An 18182-nucleotide genomic window follows, 5' to 3' on the forward strand; every position below is an offset into this window, starting at 1 on the left:
AAGCCTTAACGCTCGGGGGATTGATTTTTGCCCTGATAAGCCTATCTATCAAATCATATATTCTACACTATAGGTCGCATCCGAGAGTATTCGTGCCAAAAATTGCTTGGTTCGTTCTTCTTTTGGACGACTAAAGAAATCATGGGCATTATTTTCTTCAACAATTTTCCCACCGTCCATAAAAATAACATGATTGGCTACATCTCTAGCAAAACCCATCTCATGAGTCACTACTACCATAGTAACTCCTTCTTTAGCTAACTGTTTTAAAACATCTAAAACATCCCCTACCAACTCTGGATCCAAGGCCGATGTTGGCTCATCTAATAAAATGACCTCTGGTTTCACAGCAATGGCACGCGCAATACCGATTCGTTGTTGCTGGCCTCCAGAAAGCTGAGAGGGATAGTAAGCTTTATAAGCTAGTAAACCAACTTTTTCTAAGGCAGCTTCCGCACGTTTTGTTGCTTCTTCCTTAGGAATTTTCCGAGCAATAATCAAGCCCTCCAAAATATTTTCCAAGGCCGTTTTATTAGCAAATAAATTATAATGTTGAAAAACGAAAGCAGTCTTCTTGCGAATTTCTAAAATATCTTTTTTAGTCAATTTTCCAAGGTCGTATTCTTTATCAGCAAGCTTCAAAGAGCCACTATCGGCTTTTTCTAAATGATTGAGACATCTGAGAAAAGTCGTTTTACCTGATCCAGATGGCCCCAATATTACAACCACATCCCCTTGGTTGACCTTGAGATTAACATCTCCCAGGACTTGTCTGTCTCCAAATTTTTTTGCAACATGTTCTACTTGTAACATTGTCTCCTCCTATGCTAAACCTGTACTGGGCACTACTTGTCCCTTTCTTCTTTGAATATAGCGTTTCTCTAAGATTGAAAAGCCCCATTGAATCAATCCGCAAATAAGAATGTACTGTAAAAAGATCACAAAATAGGATTCAAAATACTGATAACCATAAGACGCTTCAACACGGGCAATTGCTGTAATATCCTTAATGGTCATCACAAAGACCAAAGAGGTTCCTTTTACAATATTTATGACTAGATTAGCCAGATTGGGCAAGGCTGATTGCAAGGCCTGTGGAAAAACAATCCTCACATAAGCCTGACTAGTGGTTAAACCAATCGCTTGTGCAGCTTCTAATTGTCCCTTATCCACAGTCAAAATAGCCGAACGTAAGATTTCTGATAAACTACCTGTTGTCATCAAACTATAGATAATAAAAGCATAATAGATCGGATTGAGTTTAAAGATATCAACATCACTCCCTATGCTTTTGAGAAATTGATTGAGCAAACTCGGAAACAAACTATAAAAGAAAAGAATCAGCAAAATCGGAGGTGTTGCTCTTATAAAAGCTAGATACACGAGAGAGAAAGTTCGAACACCTTTGACTTTATATATTTGTCCCAGAGCTAAAAACAAGGCTGGTCCAAAACTTAAGACCATGGCTACAATCATAATGATTAAGGTGGTTGGCACCCCTTTTAAGGTCTCTAAAAAAGTTTTCGCAATATAGTCTAAATCCATATCCTATCTCCCTTTCGTTTCCAAAGATTTTTCTAACAAGCGACTCAAGAAGGAAACAGCCAAGGCTACACCCCAATAAAGAATGGCAACCGCTGTATAGGTTTCAAGAGAGTAATTCCCCAAATTGCGACTGATTAAGAGATTCCCAGCTCCCATGACATCCACAAAACCAATCGTATAGGCTAGGGCAGCGTCCCGCATCAAATTTAGAATAGCGGTCGTCATATTTGGAAGAGCCACTTGAAAAGCCTGAGGAAAAATGATTCTCCAAAATGTCTGACTAGGGGTCAGACCAATACTGACTCCAGCTTCCATCTGACCTTTGGGAATTGCCTGATAGGACGCCTTAAATACTTCTGCAATGATAGCCGCAAATAGCAAGACCATGGTGAATAAGACGAAGACCGTCTTAGACCAGTTGTTGATATCTAAATTCAGCCACCATTTTAAAAATTCAGGTAAACCATAAAAAACTAAAAACAGTAAGACAATGGGGGGAGTACAGCGAAGAGTGAAAATATAGCCCTTAGAAAGACCTGCAAAAGTCTTGTCTTCTCCCACTTGAGCCCAAGCCAGTAAGCCACCGAAAAGGGAACCAAGGATTGTAGTAAAAAAGAGAATGGACAAGGTCATCGGAAGAGCCTGCCATAAGGTGGGTAAAAATTGGAACACTCTTGAAAAGTCATATGAAACCATGTAAACCTCTTTCTAATACTCAATGAAAATCAAAAAGCAAACTAGGAAACTAGCCGNNATAGAACTGACAAAGTCAGTAACCATACCTACGGCAAGGCGACGTTGACGTGGTTTGAAGAGATTTTCGAAGAGTATAACACGCCTGACTGCTCATCTAATCTCTATCAACGTAGCTAAAAACATCTTCTTTGAAGTATTTTTGAGAAAGTTTAGCTAGAGTTCCATCTTCTTTTAATTCTTTAATCGCTTTTTCATACTCTTTAGCAAACTTCTCACCCTTTTCATCACGGTGAATCAAGGGATAGGTTGGAATTCCTTTATAAGGGAACCAGCTAAGTTTGTCCGCATATTGGTGGTAAGAACCATCCTCTGCTGTCACTGCTTTTTCAAAAGACAACTTGATGTCAAAGAAAGCATCATAACGTCCTTCTAAAACCCAAGCATAAGCATCTGCCACCTTGAAAGATTCAGCAGCTGTCAACTCAATTGGTGTATCCTTGTGCTTGTCATTATAGCTATTAATCACATTCCACTGGGCATTTTGAGGAGAGATGGGTACTAATTTCCCTTTATTTTTGGCGAAATCATCAATATTCTTATATTTAGCTTCATCTCCTTTTCTGACAGTAAAACCAATAATGCTGGCTCCTACTGGCTCAGATGGAATAATGAATTTCTTAGCCCGTTCATCTGTATACCAAGCACCTTTAGTTCCAATATCGTACTTGCCAGACTCAAGTCCAATCAAGAGATCATCATCACTAGTTCCAGTATACTCAAATTTATAATCTGCTAATTTCTCATCCACCGCCTTTAAAACAGCGACTTCATAACCATCTGATTCCCCTTTTTCGTCAATAAAATCATAAGGGACATAGTTTTGAGTATGGGCAACTTTTAAAGTTGTTACTTGTCCAGACGAAGCTGCATCTGCACCTTTAGCAGATGCTCCCGACAAAGTCCTACCAATAATCGTTGCTCCAAGCACTGCCACAACCGCAACTCCACCAACAATCCATGTTTTCTTACTCATATTCTTCTCCTTTATTTAGCTACTGCTTCTCTCACCCACTGGATACGCTCCACTGCAATATCGTTTGGAATGGTACAATCTGCTCCAAGTATGAGGCCATCTTTCCCTGTTTCTTCTACCAATCGTTTGGTTTCAGCCTGAATTTCTTCCTTACTGCCTCGATAGAGAAGGCCATCTTTACCGTTTTCAAATTCTCCCAGAACAGCACGACCCTTGAAAATCTCACGACCTTCTTTTAGACTAATCCCTTCTGGACCAACTGCCCAGTTAAAAACATGAGCTGGATAGTCTGCAAAGATATGAATATCGTTTCGAGCTCCTTCATAGCCACAGATATGAAGGATATTTACCCCACCAACCGACTTAGCCGCATTTAAAACAGTCAGTTCACTCGGCTCAATAATCTCCTGATAGGCTTCAGCAGAAACACGCGCATCCTGAATACTTTGCACACTGAGATAAATACCATCTACTCCTGCATCTTTAATAATAGCTTGACTCAAGCTAGCGATATCTTGCGCAATCACATCAAGGACTTTTTTCAATTTCTGAGAATCTTGAACTAAGAAATCTGCAATGAGATCATCTCCACCAGACACTTCTCCAAGTAACCATTTGAGGTAGGTCACAGGCGCAAAAATATTGTAAATAGCAACAATATCTTCCGTAAACTCCTGCTTAATCTTCTTCACTAATTCTACCTGCTCTCTAATCCACGGATGATCTTTACCCAGAGGTTGAACCTCCGACAGCTCTTGGAGTGACTTCCCTTTAGCAATAACTGGATTTGGATAAGCAAAATAGCCATCACTCATCAACTTGATAAAGTCTGGATGTAGGTCACGGATAAAACGTTTGTGACCTTGTATGTTCTTTTCAATAATCACAGGATTGGAAAATCCCTTTAACCATTCCTCTTCTGATGTAAAGTGGTGCCAAAAACCTACAGGTACACGGCCAACCACTTCTCCTCTAAATGCTTTTAAAACCCAGTCTCTTTTTTCTGACATCTCTATTTTCCATTTCTTTCTTTTTCAACTAATAAAACACTGGCAATATCATTGGTTTGAATAAAGGGAAGACTTCTCTTCTGAAAATCCTGAATCCCATGACATCTTGGCCCTTCCTTACAAGCAAGTCCCTTTGTAAGACTGATCGCAAGTAAGATGACAAAGCCGAGGGCCGTCCCTACCAATAGCCACTTTTTTCTTTTCATAAGGCTCTCCTATTCTAACATAGCAGCCTGACGAATCCAGTCCAATCTTTCTAATTCAAAGTCATCTGGAACCGTGCAATCCGCTCCAAGAAGGACTCCTCTAGTCCCAGCTTCAGCCAACAATCGTTTGGTTTCCTCTTGTAGTGCAGCCTTTCTACCTCCATAAAGCAGGCTCTGCTTCCCATTTTCAAAACCACCCAAGACCGCTTTGCCATGAAATAGCTCCTGACCTTGAGGTAAACTGACTGCTTCATGGTGGGTTGCCCAATTGAAAACCTGGGCTGGATAATCTTTGAAAATAGTCACATTGTTACTGGCACCTTGGAAACCGCAGATATGCAGGATATTTACCCCACCTACCTGATTGGCAGCTTCTAAAACCTTTATGTTACTTGGCTCAATATAGGTCTGATACAATTCTGCTGTGATGCGCTCATCCTGAATTTCTTGTGTACTGAGATAGATTCCATCTGCTCCACCATCCTGAATGATTTTTTTAGTTAGGATAGCGATATCCTCAGCTATCACGTCTAAAACATCCCTGAATAGCTCTGGATTTTCAAGAAAAAGATCTGAAACCTCCTTATCACCTCTAGAAGTCTCTGTACGAAACCACCTTTTCAAATAGGAGATCGGAGAAAAAATATTGTAAAATGATGCAATGTCCTCAGTGAAGGTTGCTCGAATAGCCTCTACCACTTCTACTTGTTGCTGAATCCAAGGATGGTTTTCACCAATCGACTCAATAGAAGCTAACTCCTGAAGACTTGTAACCTTAGGACTGTAGACATTACTTGGATAAATGAAAAATCCGTCACTCATCATTTTGACAAAATCAGGATGGATTCTTTCAACGTACTTCCGATGTCCCTCTACACTTTTTTGAAAGATACGTGGATTATTTAAACCTTGTCCTTTTTCCTCCAGTGTTACAAAATGAAACCAAAAGCCAACAGGAACCCGTTCCACCTCTTCTCCTCGAATAGCTCTAAAAACTAGCTCTCTTTTACTTGTCATACTTCTCTCCTTCCATTTGGATTGAAACCATCTTACCACTCCTTTTGACCTTTTCCCAATATATATTGACTATCGACTTGATTGGGATTGTTTATATCAATAGAGAAAAAAATCTCTGAAAANNTTTTCAGAGATTTTTTTCTGTTTATTGCTTTTTTAAAATAGTTGTTATATAGATTTTTTATCAGCCTGATTAGTATTTTTTATTAAGCCTCTTTCATGGCAAAGTAAGCCCGGACTTTGGGAGCCACTTGTGTGCCGAAGAGTTCAATAGCTCTCAGGACTTGTTCATGAGGCATGGAACCAAGCGGTAGATGGAGCATGAAGCGGTCCAAACCTAAGTCTTCAATCATGCGAATCAATTTTTCGGCCACCTGATCTGGATTGCCCACAAACATGGCGCCATTTGATCCTACCTGCTCCAAATATTGCTTATAACGCAATTCTTGCCAGTGTGGACGGTCTTTGGAAATAGCATCCACTACTTGCTTGGTCGGATGGAAATAATCTTTCACAGCCTGCTCGCCATCTTCAGCAATCCAACCCCAAGAATGGACCCCAACCTTTAGTTCCTGACTGGCATGGTCTGCTTCGCTCCCAATCTCACGATAAGCCTGAATCAACTTTTTAAAATAACGAGGGTTACCACCAATAATGGCATAGACAATCGGTAGGCCTGCCTGAGCAATCTTTACTGTTGATTCGACATGACCACCTGTCGCTATCCACAAGGGTAATTTGTCCTGAACTGGACGAGGATAAACTTCTTTACCAGCAATCGTTTGGGTCAATCGACCTTTCCAGTCTAGCTTTGTCTTTTCATTGACTAACTGGAGCAAGTCTAATTTCTCATCAAAAAGGGCTTCGTAGTCTTTCAAATCATAGCCAAACAGAGGAAATGATTCCGTGAAAGAACCCCTTCCAGCCATAATCTCCGCACGTCCATTTGACAAAGCATCGATAGTGGCATATTGTTGGAATAAGCGAATCGGATCCATACTCGAGAGAATGCTGACTGCACTGGTCAAACGGATTTTCTTGGTATTGACTGCCCCAGCTGCCAGGACAATCTCTGGGGCTGATACTGCAAAATCCTCTCGATGGTGCTCACCAATCCCATACACATCCAAACCAACCTTGTCAGCCAGTTCAACCTCTGCTAGCAACTGGCGAATGCGTTCGTCATGACTGTAAGTTTGCCCAATCCCTTCAAGCTCCGTTGTTTCCCCAAATGTTGAAATTCCCAATTCTACCATATCCATTATCCCTATCTACTCTGTCCTCCAATTTGAAAAATTATTCTAATACTCAATGAAAATCAAAGAGCAAACTAGGAAGCTAGCCGCAGGCTGCTCAAAGCACTGTTTTGAGGTTGCAGATAAGACTGACGGAGTCAGCTCAAAGCACTGCTTTGAGGTGGTAGATAGAACTGATGAAGTCAGCTCAAAATACTGTTTTGAGGTTGCAGATGGATGCTAACCTGATTTGAAGAGATTTTCGAAAAAGATTAAATATACTCTACAATTTGCTCAATCAATTCTGGGTCGTCTAAACCTGTAACTTGTATAACAACATCTTTGACTGATTGTTTAGCCAACAATTCACCTAATCGAATACTTTCTTCATCATTTACATCGCGATAGTCAAAGGCATAGCCAACTGTTTTAAGTAGGTTTTTATATGACAAACTGAGTTCTTTCAATTCACGTATCGGCCGGATGAATCGTTCATTATAGCCTAATTTTCGGATTGGAGTACGAGCTACGCGACTAACCTCGTCCACTATGAAAGGATTTTCAAACCGTTCTATAATGACTTTGTGATAATTCTCCAATTCTTTTTTATCAAAGTTCCATTTGGTAATCAAGAGACTCCGAATTTCAGCTAATACAGATTCAATCCGAGATTTGATATTAGGATTTTGAAGAGCTTCCAAAATTGTCTTGGCACCATAATGCGCACCAATGTAAGCTGAAGTTGCATGTCCAGAATTGACTGAAAAAAGTTTTCGCTCAATAAAGGGTTCTAAATCTTCTTCATAATGCACATCTTTTAGACGTAAATCTGGATTTTTAAGACGCTTGGTTTCCACGACCCATTCATTAAAGGGTTCGACCACAACAAAAAGGGAATCTTCGTGACTTTGTGCTGGAACAATCCTGTCTACTGCAGCATTTGGAAAACCTATGTAGTTATCAGCAAATGTCAAACCTTCCGGACTTAAATATTTCTTGACTTCTTGATAAAGAAATTGAGACCCACCAATCATATTTTCACAGGCCATAACATCCAATGCCTGTGTATTTCCTGCAACTCGGCGAGCTTCGATTCCTTTGGCTAGAAGTTCCGCGATAAAAGGGAGTATATTAGGTCCGATTGCAGTAGTAATAATATCCGTCTTTTGAATCGCTTCAATGACTTGCTCAGGATGTTCTTTGCTATTAATGCCAGCCACATTAGTTACTTCTATACGAGACTGTCCTTTCTGTGCAATTTCAATTTCATACTTGCCCTTTTCATTTAGAGCATGAATTATCTGATTATTGACATCCACAAAATCAATATGGAAACCATTTTTAAATAGAATTTCACCTATAAAACCACGACCGATATTACCGGCACCAAAATGAACAGAATGTTTCATTCAATTTCTCCTTTTCCTATTTGAGGAACATACATACTAGATGACAAATGACGAAATTCAATTATTCAACAGCATCAAATAAGCGCAATACTTCCTCTTTTGACTGAGCATCGGCTAGTTTAAGAACATTATCTACATCTGCACAGAAGATAGAAATTTTCTGAATAATTTCTAAGTGTTCATTACTAATACCAGCAATACCAAAAAGAACCGTTGCCACTTGAGGGTTAGATACATTCCCAAAATCAACCCCTCTAGGTACTTGAACGACTGTAATGCCAGACTTGAGGACATCCTTTTTTGCTGCATCTGTTCCATGCGGTATGGCGATAAAGTTACCCATGTAAACAGATAGCTCTTTATCTCGCTCAATCATGGCTTCAATATAGTCTTCATTAACATATCCACCCTCATAAAGAACTTGCCCACAATAACAGATAGCTTCCTCCTTGTTAGAAAATTGTTTATTAAGCTTAATCAAATGTTTTTCAAGTTTCATATTAGTCCTCCAATTTCTTAATTTTTTCGTTAAAAATAGTATTTAGCATCTGATAAATAATGGATTGATTTCCCGTCTTGTAAATCTCTGTATAAAGATGATTTTCAATAATCGACTGACTGATAGCTGTCATTAAATCTCTCGCTTCCTCGCTAGCTTCTTTAGACATTAGCATTAGCAGACACCTTTTGACCTCTTCTTCCTCTCGTTTCATTGACAATGCGGAGATAGGTAGTTTGAGTTCAAACATAGTAAAACTATTTGTTGTTACTTTGCTAGACTGACTATGTAAAAGCACCAGACCAGTATTAGGAATAGCCATAGGACTATTCTGGAAGTGAGATAACAATTTTCTTGTTAGGTAATCTCTGTCACTCACATTCTTCTGATATTGGATGATTTGTTCTACCGTGTGCTCAAATGATTGATTATTCTCCAATTGAACCAACTCGAATTGACTCAAAAGCTGACTACTAGATATTAAATAATCTTGCAAGTCATAACTTTTCTCTGGAGCGATAGCATCACGCGCGACAATTGTACGATGTGCCTGTACATACTGAAGTCGTTCCTGTAATTCAAGCAATTCTTTGACGGTTGGAAAACTAGAAATTACATCGATTTCCTGATTAGTCAGCGGCTTGGTAGATAAAATATAATCATACTGACTGAGATCAATACTATGGTAATCTACTAGAGACTGAATATCTATCAACTCTACAAAAGGAGCAACACTCTTAATTTTACTGACTAATAAATCTCTAGTGACCCGACGTTCATCCGTTAAAAGCAAAACACGGACTGGATAAATCTCTGGACTACGGCCTAAGCTAGAGATAAAATGTAGGGCAATCATGCCATACTCATACTCTGTATGAAGATATTTCGGAAAAATATCATTCACTAAAAGACTGATGACTGTATAAAGAAATTTATTCCTTTCAACTAAAATCTGGACAGATTCTGGCAAATTTTCACCCTGAAAAAGGATAGGGACGCCTAAACTGAGCCGAATATGATGGAAAAGAAAATTGAATAAAACCTTGTCCTTAAAAAAGTCAATCTTGGTATACATGGAAACCGTATCAATCAGATTTGAAATATTGTAGAAAAATTCACCATCAAATTTCTCCGTAAAGAGCGGATTGTCCTGACGTTTAATGATTAATTCATCCAAGATGCTCGCAAAATAGATAATTTCCTGAATACTATAAAATTGTGCAGTCTGCTTAGAGTAAGCTTGAAAAATTTTTTGAGAAATTTCCAAAGCCTGCTTACTAGTATTAGGTGAATTTTCAATGTTTTGCTCCTGACCTATAAGAGATAACAAGATCGCAAAAAACATCTTCATCCTAGCATCCATATCTGGAAAACCTGACAGTTGCTTATTAACAATCTGACTGGCCAGCCTAGTTCTATCTGCTTCTAAAATATCAAAGCTCCCAAAATTACCGGTTGAAAAATCTGCTACTGAGATACAGTTTGTCAGTAAAATAGCCAAAAATCTTCTCTTACCAACTGAATCACCAGAAATACGATAACCTTTTTGTCGTTCAATTTTCAGATCAAAGTCTAAAAGACGCTTATCAATATCTGAAATATCCTGAATAATAGTTACATTACTGACTTTCATGCACTCTTGCAATGCTTCATTGGTGACAAAACCACTCTCAGTCAGAAGGCGATAGGTAATCAACTCTTGTCTTTCTTGGGGACTATACTCAACTAACACTTCAAGTTCTGTCGGCAAATCATCCAACTCTCCAGTCAAAATATAGTATTTCCCATGCTTCGTTATTTCGATTCCATATTGCTCCATGCTATCTGTCAAATCTGATAAAGTTCGATAAATTGTTCTAGATGAAACCTGTAAGATTTCAGTCATGTCTTGCATTGAAAGCTTCCCTACATGTAGGAAAGCCTTCAATAATTGTTCTTCTCGTTTGGTTAATAGCATTCGTAATTTAGAAACCTCTAGTTCTATTTGTACATTCTAACAGCCATTTTGTCATATTCTGGTGTTGTTACTAAACTATCCACAATAAGAAATTGAGAATTCGGTGCTGTTTGCTGCACTTCTGCCTGTAAAGAAATAGTTGTTACAATCATTATGTTTTTAGAATTAAATTCACCTAATTCTGAAATTTTGGCAGTAGAAACTGGAATACGAATATTCTTGTTTCTAAAGATAGCCCGAATCGTTTCACAGCCCATAGTTGCAGATCCCTGTGCTTTACCATAAGCAACTACTACAGCATCAATATGGTTAAGGTCAATTTCCTGACTATCTACTGGTGCTGAAGTTGATATATCTCCTTCAATTTCTGCTATTGGAGAAGCTCCTGTTAATGAAGCTACAATTTCATCATAACGAGGGGACGCTAAGAAATTATCAACAGAAACATGAATAGCACTTGGACTCTTGTCTTTAGCTCTTGGTGTCAGTTCTTCCTGAGTAACAATTAATGTTTTTGGTGTATCAAGCAAATTTGAGATTGCCTGATTAGATACTGGAATCTCTAGACCTGCTTTTTTAACCTTATCTCGAAGAATACTAGCTCCCATAGCAGAGCTTCCCATACCAGCATCGCAGGCGAAAATGATTTTTTCCACTGAGTCTGTCGAAACAACTGCATCAACAGAAGTTGATACTAACTGACCTTTAGACTGAGCCTTAGCTGCTTGGGTAGCCGCCTGAGCAGCTTCGAGCGAATCCTCAGTTGACTTGTCTGCATGAAGAATAAGGGCTGCTACAAGGAAAGAAACAACTGCTGCCACTAAAACACCTAGAAGAACATTTAGATGGGGCCAAACGCCTTTTGGCGCCGTAGCCATAATCGCAATAATAGAACCTGGTGAAGCTGGAGATTTAAGACCAGCGTCTAAGAGTTGAAAAGTAAAAGTTCCAGAGATACCTCCTGCCATAGCAGCTAAAAATAGAGTAGGCTTCATCATAACATAAGGAAAGTAAATTTCATGAATCCCTCCGAAGAAATGAATAAGCATTGCCCCCCAAGAAGAAGATTTAGCAGAACCTTTACCGAATACAGCATAAGCTAATAGAATTCCCAGGCCTGGTCCAGGATTAGCTTCCAATAGGAAGAGAATTGACTTACCAGCTTGAGCTACCTGTTCTACTCCCAGAGGAGTAAAAATGCCATGATTGAGGGCATTATTGAGGAAAAGGACTTTAGCCGGTTCGATGATAATATTAGCTATAGGAAGGAGGCGAGCATTAACAATAGCCTCAACACCATTCCCAACAGCTCCAGTAAGAGTCGATACGACTGGACCGATTGCGTAGAAAGCCAAAAGCAATAATGCAAAACCAACGAGACCAGCTGAGAAATTATTAACTAACATTTCAAATCCGGGACGAATTTTTTCCTGGAACTTTTCATCAAATTTCTTGATAGTCCATCCTCCCAGTGAGCCCATTACCATAGCTCCGATAAACATAGGAACACTAGAACCTGTGATTGCACCAACAGTAGCAATAGCTCCTACAACGGCACCACGTTGACCATGGATCATATATCCACCTGTGTAACCAATCAGGATTGGCAATAAATACGTTAACATAGGACCAACAACAGTAGCTAACTGTTCATTTGGCAGATAGCCATCAGCGATAAAGAGGGCAGTCAACACTCCCCAAGCAATAAATGCTCCAATATTGGGCATAACCATATTTGAAAGCGATGTCCCTAGTTTTTGAACTCTGACTTTCAATGATACTTTTTCTTCCATTAGGATCATCCTCCTTTTCTTAAAACTAGTATATACAAAGTTAAAAACCTTTAAAACTAAAGTTTTGTCACAGATTTTGTGCCAAAACTTTACTTTTGACGAGGCTGGGCAAAAAGGCTTAAAAATGATAAAACGCATCATATCAGGTGTACAAAACCTTAATATGATGCGTTTTATCATGGAAAGATTTACTGAATTTTCTCTTCAAATTGAGTTTTTGCCCAGCTTCCTCTTTTTATAGTAGTTTGAAATAAGATACGAACAAATCAATTGGAAAATTCAAATTAATTTCTAGAAATATTTTAGTATTCCTGTGTACTGTTCTAAATTCAATCTGCTATAATTATTGAAAAGTAAACCCCTATCATCATTTGTAACATAAAAAATAGGCTGTAAAACCTTATAGGATAAACCTATGGCTTTACGCCCGTATATTCATAGATTCTATTCTACCGTTACTGATTTAGCAAGGTTACGTGGTTTGTCCACATCAAGACCACGGTGGAGGGTTGCAAAGTAAGCGACCAATTGTGTTGGTACGACCATTGAAATTGGTGAGAGGTAAGGGTGTACAGTCGTAAGGACGATATCGTCTGTCTCTTTAGCAACATTTTCTTCTGCGATAGTGAGGACTTTTGCACCACGGGCTGCCACCTCTTGGATATTTCCACGAGTGTGGTTGGCAAGGACTGGATCTGACAAGAGAGTCAAAACAGGTGTTCCTTCTTCAATCAAGGCAATAGTTCCGTGCTTGAGTTCTCCTGCCGCAAAGCCTTCACACTGGATGTAAGAAATCTCTTTAAGTTTGAGACTTGCTTCCATGGCTACGTAGTAATCTTGACCACGTCCGATGTAAAAGGCGTTACGAGTTGTTTCAAGTAGCTCACGAACCTTGACTTCAATGGTTTCTTTCTCTGAAAGAGTTGATTCGATAGACTGAGCTACGATTGACAACTCATGAACTAAATCAAAGGCTTGCGCTTTGGCATTGCCATTTGCTTCTCCGACTGCTTTTGCAAGGAAGGCAAGGGCTGCAATTTGCGCTGTATAGGCCTTGGTTGAGGCTACGGCAATTTCAGGACCTGCGTGAAGGAGCATGGTATGGTTAGCTTCACGTGAAAGGGTTGAACCTGGGACATTTGTCACTGTCAAGCTTGGGATTCCCATTTCATTAGCCTTGACCAAAACCTGACGGCTATCCGCTGTTTCACCAGACTGGCTGATAAAGATGAAAAGTGGTTTCTTGCTGAGAAGTGGCATACCGTAGCCCCACTCAGATGAGATTCCAAGTTCAACTGGCGTATCTGTCAATTCTTCCAACATTTTCTTAGAAGCAAATCCTGCGTGGTAAGATGTTCCAGCTGCAAGGATGTAGATACGGTCTGCGTCTTGAACAGCCTTGATAATAGCTGGGGCTACGACAACTTGACCAGCCTCATCTGTGTAGGCTTGGATAAGTTTCCGCATAACCGTTGGTTGCTCGTCAATTTCCTTGAGCATGTAGTAAGGATAAGTTCCCTTACCGATATCTGACAAGTCAAGTTCTGCAGTATAGCTAGCACGTTCACGACGATTGCCATCATAGTCTTGAACTTCTACGCTATCTGCCTTGACGATTACCAACTCTTGGTCATGAATTTCCATATATTGATTAGTCTCACGAATCATAGCCATAGCATCTGAACAGACCATGTTATAGCCTTCTCCAAGACCAATCAAAAGTGGTGATTTATTCTTAGCTACGTAGATAACTTCAGGATCTTGTGAGTCAACCAAGGCAAAAGCATAAGAACCACGGATGATGTGAAGAGCTTTTTTGAAAGCTTCAAGAACTGACAAGCCATCTTCTTCCGCAAATTTTCCGATCAAGTGAACGGCGATTTCCGTATCTGTTTGCCCTTTGAAGTTGTGCCCCGCAAGGTATTCTTCCTTGATTTCAAGATAGTTCTCAATCACCCCGTTATGCACCAAGACAAAACGTTCAGTCTCAGAGCGGTGTGGGTGAGCATTGTCTTCCGTTGGTTTTCCGTGAGTCGCCCAACGAGTATGTCCAATACCAGTTGTTCCCTCCACACCAGCTGTCTTAGCAGACAATTCTGCAATACGGCCAACCGCCTTGACCAGATGATTTTCAGCACCACCTAGGACAAAAATTCCCGCAGAATCATAGCCACGGTATTCAAGCTTTTCAAGCCCTTGAATCAAAATATCAGTTGCATTTGTGTTTCCAACAACACCAACAATTCCACACATAGTATATACGACACAGACAAGCTGTGCTTTCTCCTTAAAATTGGTATAGTCTAATTCTTCTTTTATAGAATCAGCAAAAACAGTATATACTTGTTTTTTTCACTTGTCAAGAGTAAAAATTGGTATAGTTCACATTAACTTCTTGTAAACAAAAAACTCTGACCAATTAGGATAATCAGTCAGAGTCCTTTTTAAAATCCATTATTATCGCTTAATTCCTTGAACCAGTGCCCTGATTTCTTCAGACGGCGTTCTTGCGTTTTCAAGTCCAATTCAACCAAACCATAGCGATTTTTATAGCTGTTGAGCCATGACCAACAGTCAATAAAGGTCCAAATTAAGTAGCCCTTACAATTGGCTCCGTCTTCAATAGCACGGTAAAGTTCGCGAAGATGACCTTTTACAAAGTCAATACGGTAATCATCTTGAATCATTCCATTCTCACGGAATTTTTCTTCCCCTTCAACACCCATACCATTCTCTGTCAACATCCACTCAATATTGCCATAGTTTTCCTTGATATTTTGGGCAATGTCATAAATCCCTTGCTCATAAATCTCCCAGCCACGGTGAGGATTAATTTTACGTCCAGGCATCACATAAGGCTCATAAAAATGTTCTGGTAAGAGTGGACTCTCTGGATGCTTCGCAAATCGAGGAGCCATAACACGCAAAGGTTGATAGTAGTTGACACCAAGGAAGTCCACCGTATTGTCACGAATGAGCTCCAACTCCTCCTCTGTAGCATCAGGCAAGAGCCCGTATTCATGCAAGATTTCTACCAACTCCTGTGGATAAGTCCCCAAAACAGACGGATCTAAGAAAGATTGGGCCTGAAAAAGGTCCGCAATACGAGCCGCCTTGACATCAGCAGGATGCTGGCTACGTGGATAAGCCGGTGTCAAGTTTAAGACAATCCCAATCTTGGAATCAGGCAAGAGTTCATGACAGGCCTTAACCGCCCGACTGCTGGCCAATTGTGTATAATAAGCTACTTTAACCGCTACCTCTGCATCCACCTTATGTGGATAATGGGCATCGTAAAAATAGCCAAATTCTACTGGAACGATTGGCTCGTTAAAGGTAATCCATTGATCCACTAAATCTCCATAAGTCTCAAAACAAAAACGAGCATAGTCTTCATAGGCTGAGACTGTCGCCTTATTTTCCCAACCATCCCCATCCTCTTGAAGGGCAAAAGGCAAATCAAAATGATAAAGATTGACTAACAGACGAATCCCTTTGGCCTTAATAGCCTCAAAAACCTTACGGTAAAAATCTACACCCTGAGAATTGACTTTTCCACGTCCTTGTGGAAAAATCCGTGACCACTGAATAGAAGTTCGAAAGGCCGTGTGACCAGTTTCTAACAGGAGGTCGATATCCTGTTCCCAATTTTCATAAAAGGTCGATGTTTTATCTGGACCAATCCCATTATAGTATCGATTTGGCTCCACTCGGTACCAATAATCCCAGAGATTATCTCCCTTACCGTCACCAGCTACACGTCCTTCTGTTTGTGGTCCAGAAGTAGAGGATCCCCAGACAAAATCCTTTGGAAATCTTAGCATACATTTACCTCTTTATCTAGTCATTTTTCCCATTATACAGAAAAAACAAGGTAAAAACTAGTTACATTTTTTCCTTGTTTTTCTTCTGATTATAGTTTTTATTTCTTGCTGAGGATTTCAAGCGTTTCAAGTAAGTTATCTGCATGAACTTCGATAGTATCACCAGTCGCTTTAATCTTCACTTCTACGATGCCATCGGCTGCTTTCTTCCCAACAGTGATACGGATTGGCAATCCAATCAAGTCGCTATCGCTGAATTTAACACCAACACGTTCGTTACGGTCATCCGTCAAGACTTCGTAACCAGCTCCCATCAAGCTTGCTTCAAGCTTTTCTGTCAAGGCTTGTGCTTCTTCGTCCTTGACATTGACAGTGATCAAGTGCACATCAAATGGTGCCAATTCTTTAGGGAAGTTGATTCCCCAAGCGTAACGGTATTCACCTTTTGGCGTTTTATTAACAAAGAGGCGAGCGTGTTGCTCCATCACTGCTGAAAGGAGACGGCTGACACCGATACCGTAACATCCCATGATAATTGGCACAGCACGGCCATTTTCATCCAAGACATCTGCTCCCATGCTTGCTGAATAGCGAGTGCCGAGTTTAAAGATGTGACCAATTTCGATACCACGCGCAAAGTTAAGAACACCTTGTCCGTCTGGGGAAATTTCACCCTCACGAACTTCACGGATATCCACATATTCTGCAGTAAAATCGCGACCTGGATTCACACCAGTCAAGTGGTAGCCATCTTCGTTAGCACCGACAACTGCATTGCGAACATCTTGTACCTTACGGTCTGCAATGATTTTAATATTCTCTGGCAAACCAACTGGTCCAAGTGAACCAAATCCTGCTTGAACAAGATTCGCCACTTCTTCTTCGCTAGCAACGTCAAAGAAATCTGCTCCCAAGTAGTTTTTCAACTTGACTTCGTTGAGTTGGTCATTTCCAACTAGAAGGGCTGCAACAAGCTCACCATCTGCCATGTAAAAGAGGGTTTTAATCGTTTGTTCTTCTGGAACATTGAGGAAGGCTGCAACTTCATCAATTGATTTAACATCTGGCGTTGCAACACGAGTAACTTCTTCTTCAGCGACAACACGGTTGCTTGGTTTGTACTCGTTTGTTGCCATTTCTAAGTTAGCTGCATAGCTAGACTCACTTGAGTAAGCAATGGTATCTTCACCAGAGACTATCCATTTGAGCAATTCTGCCTTGATTTCTTCTTGCGCTTGATCAGGAATTTCGTCAAATGAGGCAACTGACTTGTCCAAGACAACCCAGCGGTCAAGGTCTGTACGAGCAGATGTAATGGCCATAAATTCTTGGCTATCCTTACCACCCATGGCTCCACCGTCACCAATAATAGCCTTGAAGTCTAAACCACTACGAGTGAAAATACGCTCATAGGCTGCTTTGTACTCATCATAAACACTATCCAAACTATCATAGTTAGCGTGGAAACTATAAGCATCCTTCATGATAAACTCACGTGTACGAAGAAGTCCATTACGTGGGCGTTTTTCATCACGATACTTAGGCTGGATTTGGTAAAGGTTGAGTGGCAATTGCTTGTAAGACTTAACAGAATCACGGACAATAGCTGTAAAGGTTTCTTCGTGTGTTGGACCTAGGATAAAGTCTGATTTTTCACGGTTTTTTAGTTTGTAAAGGTCTTCACCGTAAGTTTCGTAACGACCTGATTCGCGCCACAATTCTGCACTGAGAAGGGCAGGAGCCAACATCTCAACGGCACCAATCTTGTCGAATTCTTGGCGCATGATATTTTTAGCTTTTTCAATCACACGATTAGCAAGTGGTAGGTAAGAATAAACACCTGCAGATACTTGGCGAACATAACCAGCACGCAACATAAGAGCATGGCTGATAACTTGAGCATCGCTTGGCATTTCGCGAAGCGTTGGGATAGGTATTTTACTTTGTTTCATAATATT

The 18182-nt window shown here is 40.2% G+C and carries 15 protein-coding genes; all 15 read right to left on the reverse strand.

Going from position 1 to position 18182, the window contains the following annotated elements; genetic code table 11:
• Positions 1 to 48 precede the first annotated feature (48 nt).
• Positions 49 to 813, reverse strand: a complete 765-nt coding sequence (locus tag HT669_RS00355) for an amino acid ABC transporter ATP-binding protein (protein WP_000942261.1) — start codon at positions 811 to 813, stop codon at positions 49 to 51.
• Between the two features lie 9 nt (positions 814 to 822).
• A complete protein-coding gene (locus tag HT669_RS00360; RefSeq protein WP_000362517.1) occupies positions 823 to 1545 on the reverse strand; it encodes an amino acid ABC transporter permease in 723 nt (240 codons plus the stop codon).
• 3 nt (positions 1546 to 1548) lie between these two features.
• A complete protein-coding gene (locus HT669_RS00365) occupies positions 1549 to 2241 on the reverse strand; it encodes an amino acid ABC transporter permease (RefSeq protein WP_004256697.1) in 693 nt (230 codons plus the stop codon).
• 154 nt (positions 2242 to 2395) lie between these two features.
• Positions 2396 to 3274: a transporter substrate-binding domain-containing protein gene (locus HT669_RS00370; RefSeq protein ID WP_000039542.1), complete on the reverse strand. Its 879-nt coding sequence runs from the start codon at positions 3272 to 3274 to the stop codon at positions 2396 to 2398.
• Positions 3275 to 3285: 11 nt separating this feature from the next.
• Positions 3286 to 4284: a uroporphyrinogen decarboxylase family protein gene (locus tag HT669_RS00375; RefSeq protein WP_172922011.1), complete on the reverse strand. Its 999-nt coding sequence runs from the start codon at positions 4282 to 4284 to the stop codon at positions 3286 to 3288.
• Between the two features lie 2 nt (positions 4285 to 4286).
• Positions 4287 to 4490: a hypothetical protein gene (locus tag HT669_RS00380; RefSeq protein ID WP_000823549.1), complete on the reverse strand. Its 204-nt coding sequence runs from the start codon at positions 4488 to 4490 to the stop codon at positions 4287 to 4289.
• 9 nt (positions 4491 to 4499) lie between these two features.
• Complete coding sequence (locus HT669_RS00385; RefSeq protein ID WP_000202171.1) at positions 4500 to 5507, reverse strand: uroporphyrinogen decarboxylase family protein; 1008 nt, start codon at positions 5505 to 5507, stop codon at positions 4500 to 4502.
• 206 nt (positions 5508 to 5713) lie between these two features.
• Positions 5714 to 6763: an LLM class flavin-dependent oxidoreductase gene (locus HT669_RS00390; protein WP_000229792.1), complete on the reverse strand. Its 1050-nt coding sequence runs from the start codon at positions 6761 to 6763 to the stop codon at positions 5714 to 5716.
• Between the two features lie 251 nt (positions 6764 to 7014).
• Complete coding sequence (locus tag HT669_RS00395; protein WP_050315664.1) at positions 7015 to 8151, reverse strand: mannitol-1-phosphate 5-dehydrogenase; 1137 nt, start codon at positions 8149 to 8151, stop codon at positions 7015 to 7017.
• A gap of 61 nt (positions 8152 to 8212) precedes the next feature.
• Positions 8213 to 8650, reverse strand: a complete 438-nt coding sequence (locus HT669_RS00400) for a PTS sugar transporter subunit IIA (protein WP_016397206.1) — start codon at positions 8648 to 8650, stop codon at positions 8213 to 8215.
• Position 8651: 1 nt separating this feature from the next.
• The gene (locus tag HT669_RS00405; protein ID WP_031222573.1) at positions 8652 to 10607 is read right to left on the reverse strand and encodes a transcription antiterminator; all 1956 of its coding nucleotides are present in this window, start codon (positions 10605 to 10607) and stop codon (positions 8652 to 8654) included.
• A gap of 23 nt (positions 10608 to 10630) precedes the next feature.
• Positions 10631 to 12400 (reverse strand): PTS mannitol-specific transporter subunit IIBC, encoded by a 1770-nt coding sequence (locus tag HT669_RS00410; RefSeq protein ID WP_023939117.1) that lies wholly within the window; start codon positions 12398 to 12400, stop codon positions 10631 to 10633.
• 444 nt (positions 12401 to 12844) lie between these two features.
• A complete protein-coding gene (glmS, locus tag HT669_RS00415; protein ID WP_000334290.1) occupies positions 12845 to 14653 on the reverse strand; it encodes a glutamine--fructose-6-phosphate transaminase (isomerizing) in 1809 nt (602 codons plus the stop codon).
• A gap of 191 nt (positions 14654 to 14844) precedes the next feature.
• Entirely contained in the window at positions 14845 to 16224 is a 1380-nt protein-coding gene (gene bglA / locus HT669_RS00420; RefSeq protein ID WP_101514829.1) for a 6-phospho-beta-glucosidase, read from the reverse strand.
• A 98-nt stretch (positions 16225 to 16322) separates the two neighbouring features.
• On the reverse strand, positions 16323 to 18176 hold the full coding sequence (locus HT669_RS00425; RefSeq protein ID WP_054392882.1) for a proline--tRNA ligase: 1854 nt from the start codon (positions 18174 to 18176) through the stop codon (positions 16323 to 16325).
• Between the last annotated feature and the right edge of the window lie 6 nt (positions 18177 to 18182).

The sequence above is a fragment of the Streptococcus sp. 2100 genome, assembly GCF_013276335.1.
In the GTDB taxonomy this organism is placed as follows: domain Bacteria; phylum Bacillota; class Bacilli; order Lactobacillales; family Streptococcaceae; genus Streptococcus; species Streptococcus pseudopneumoniae.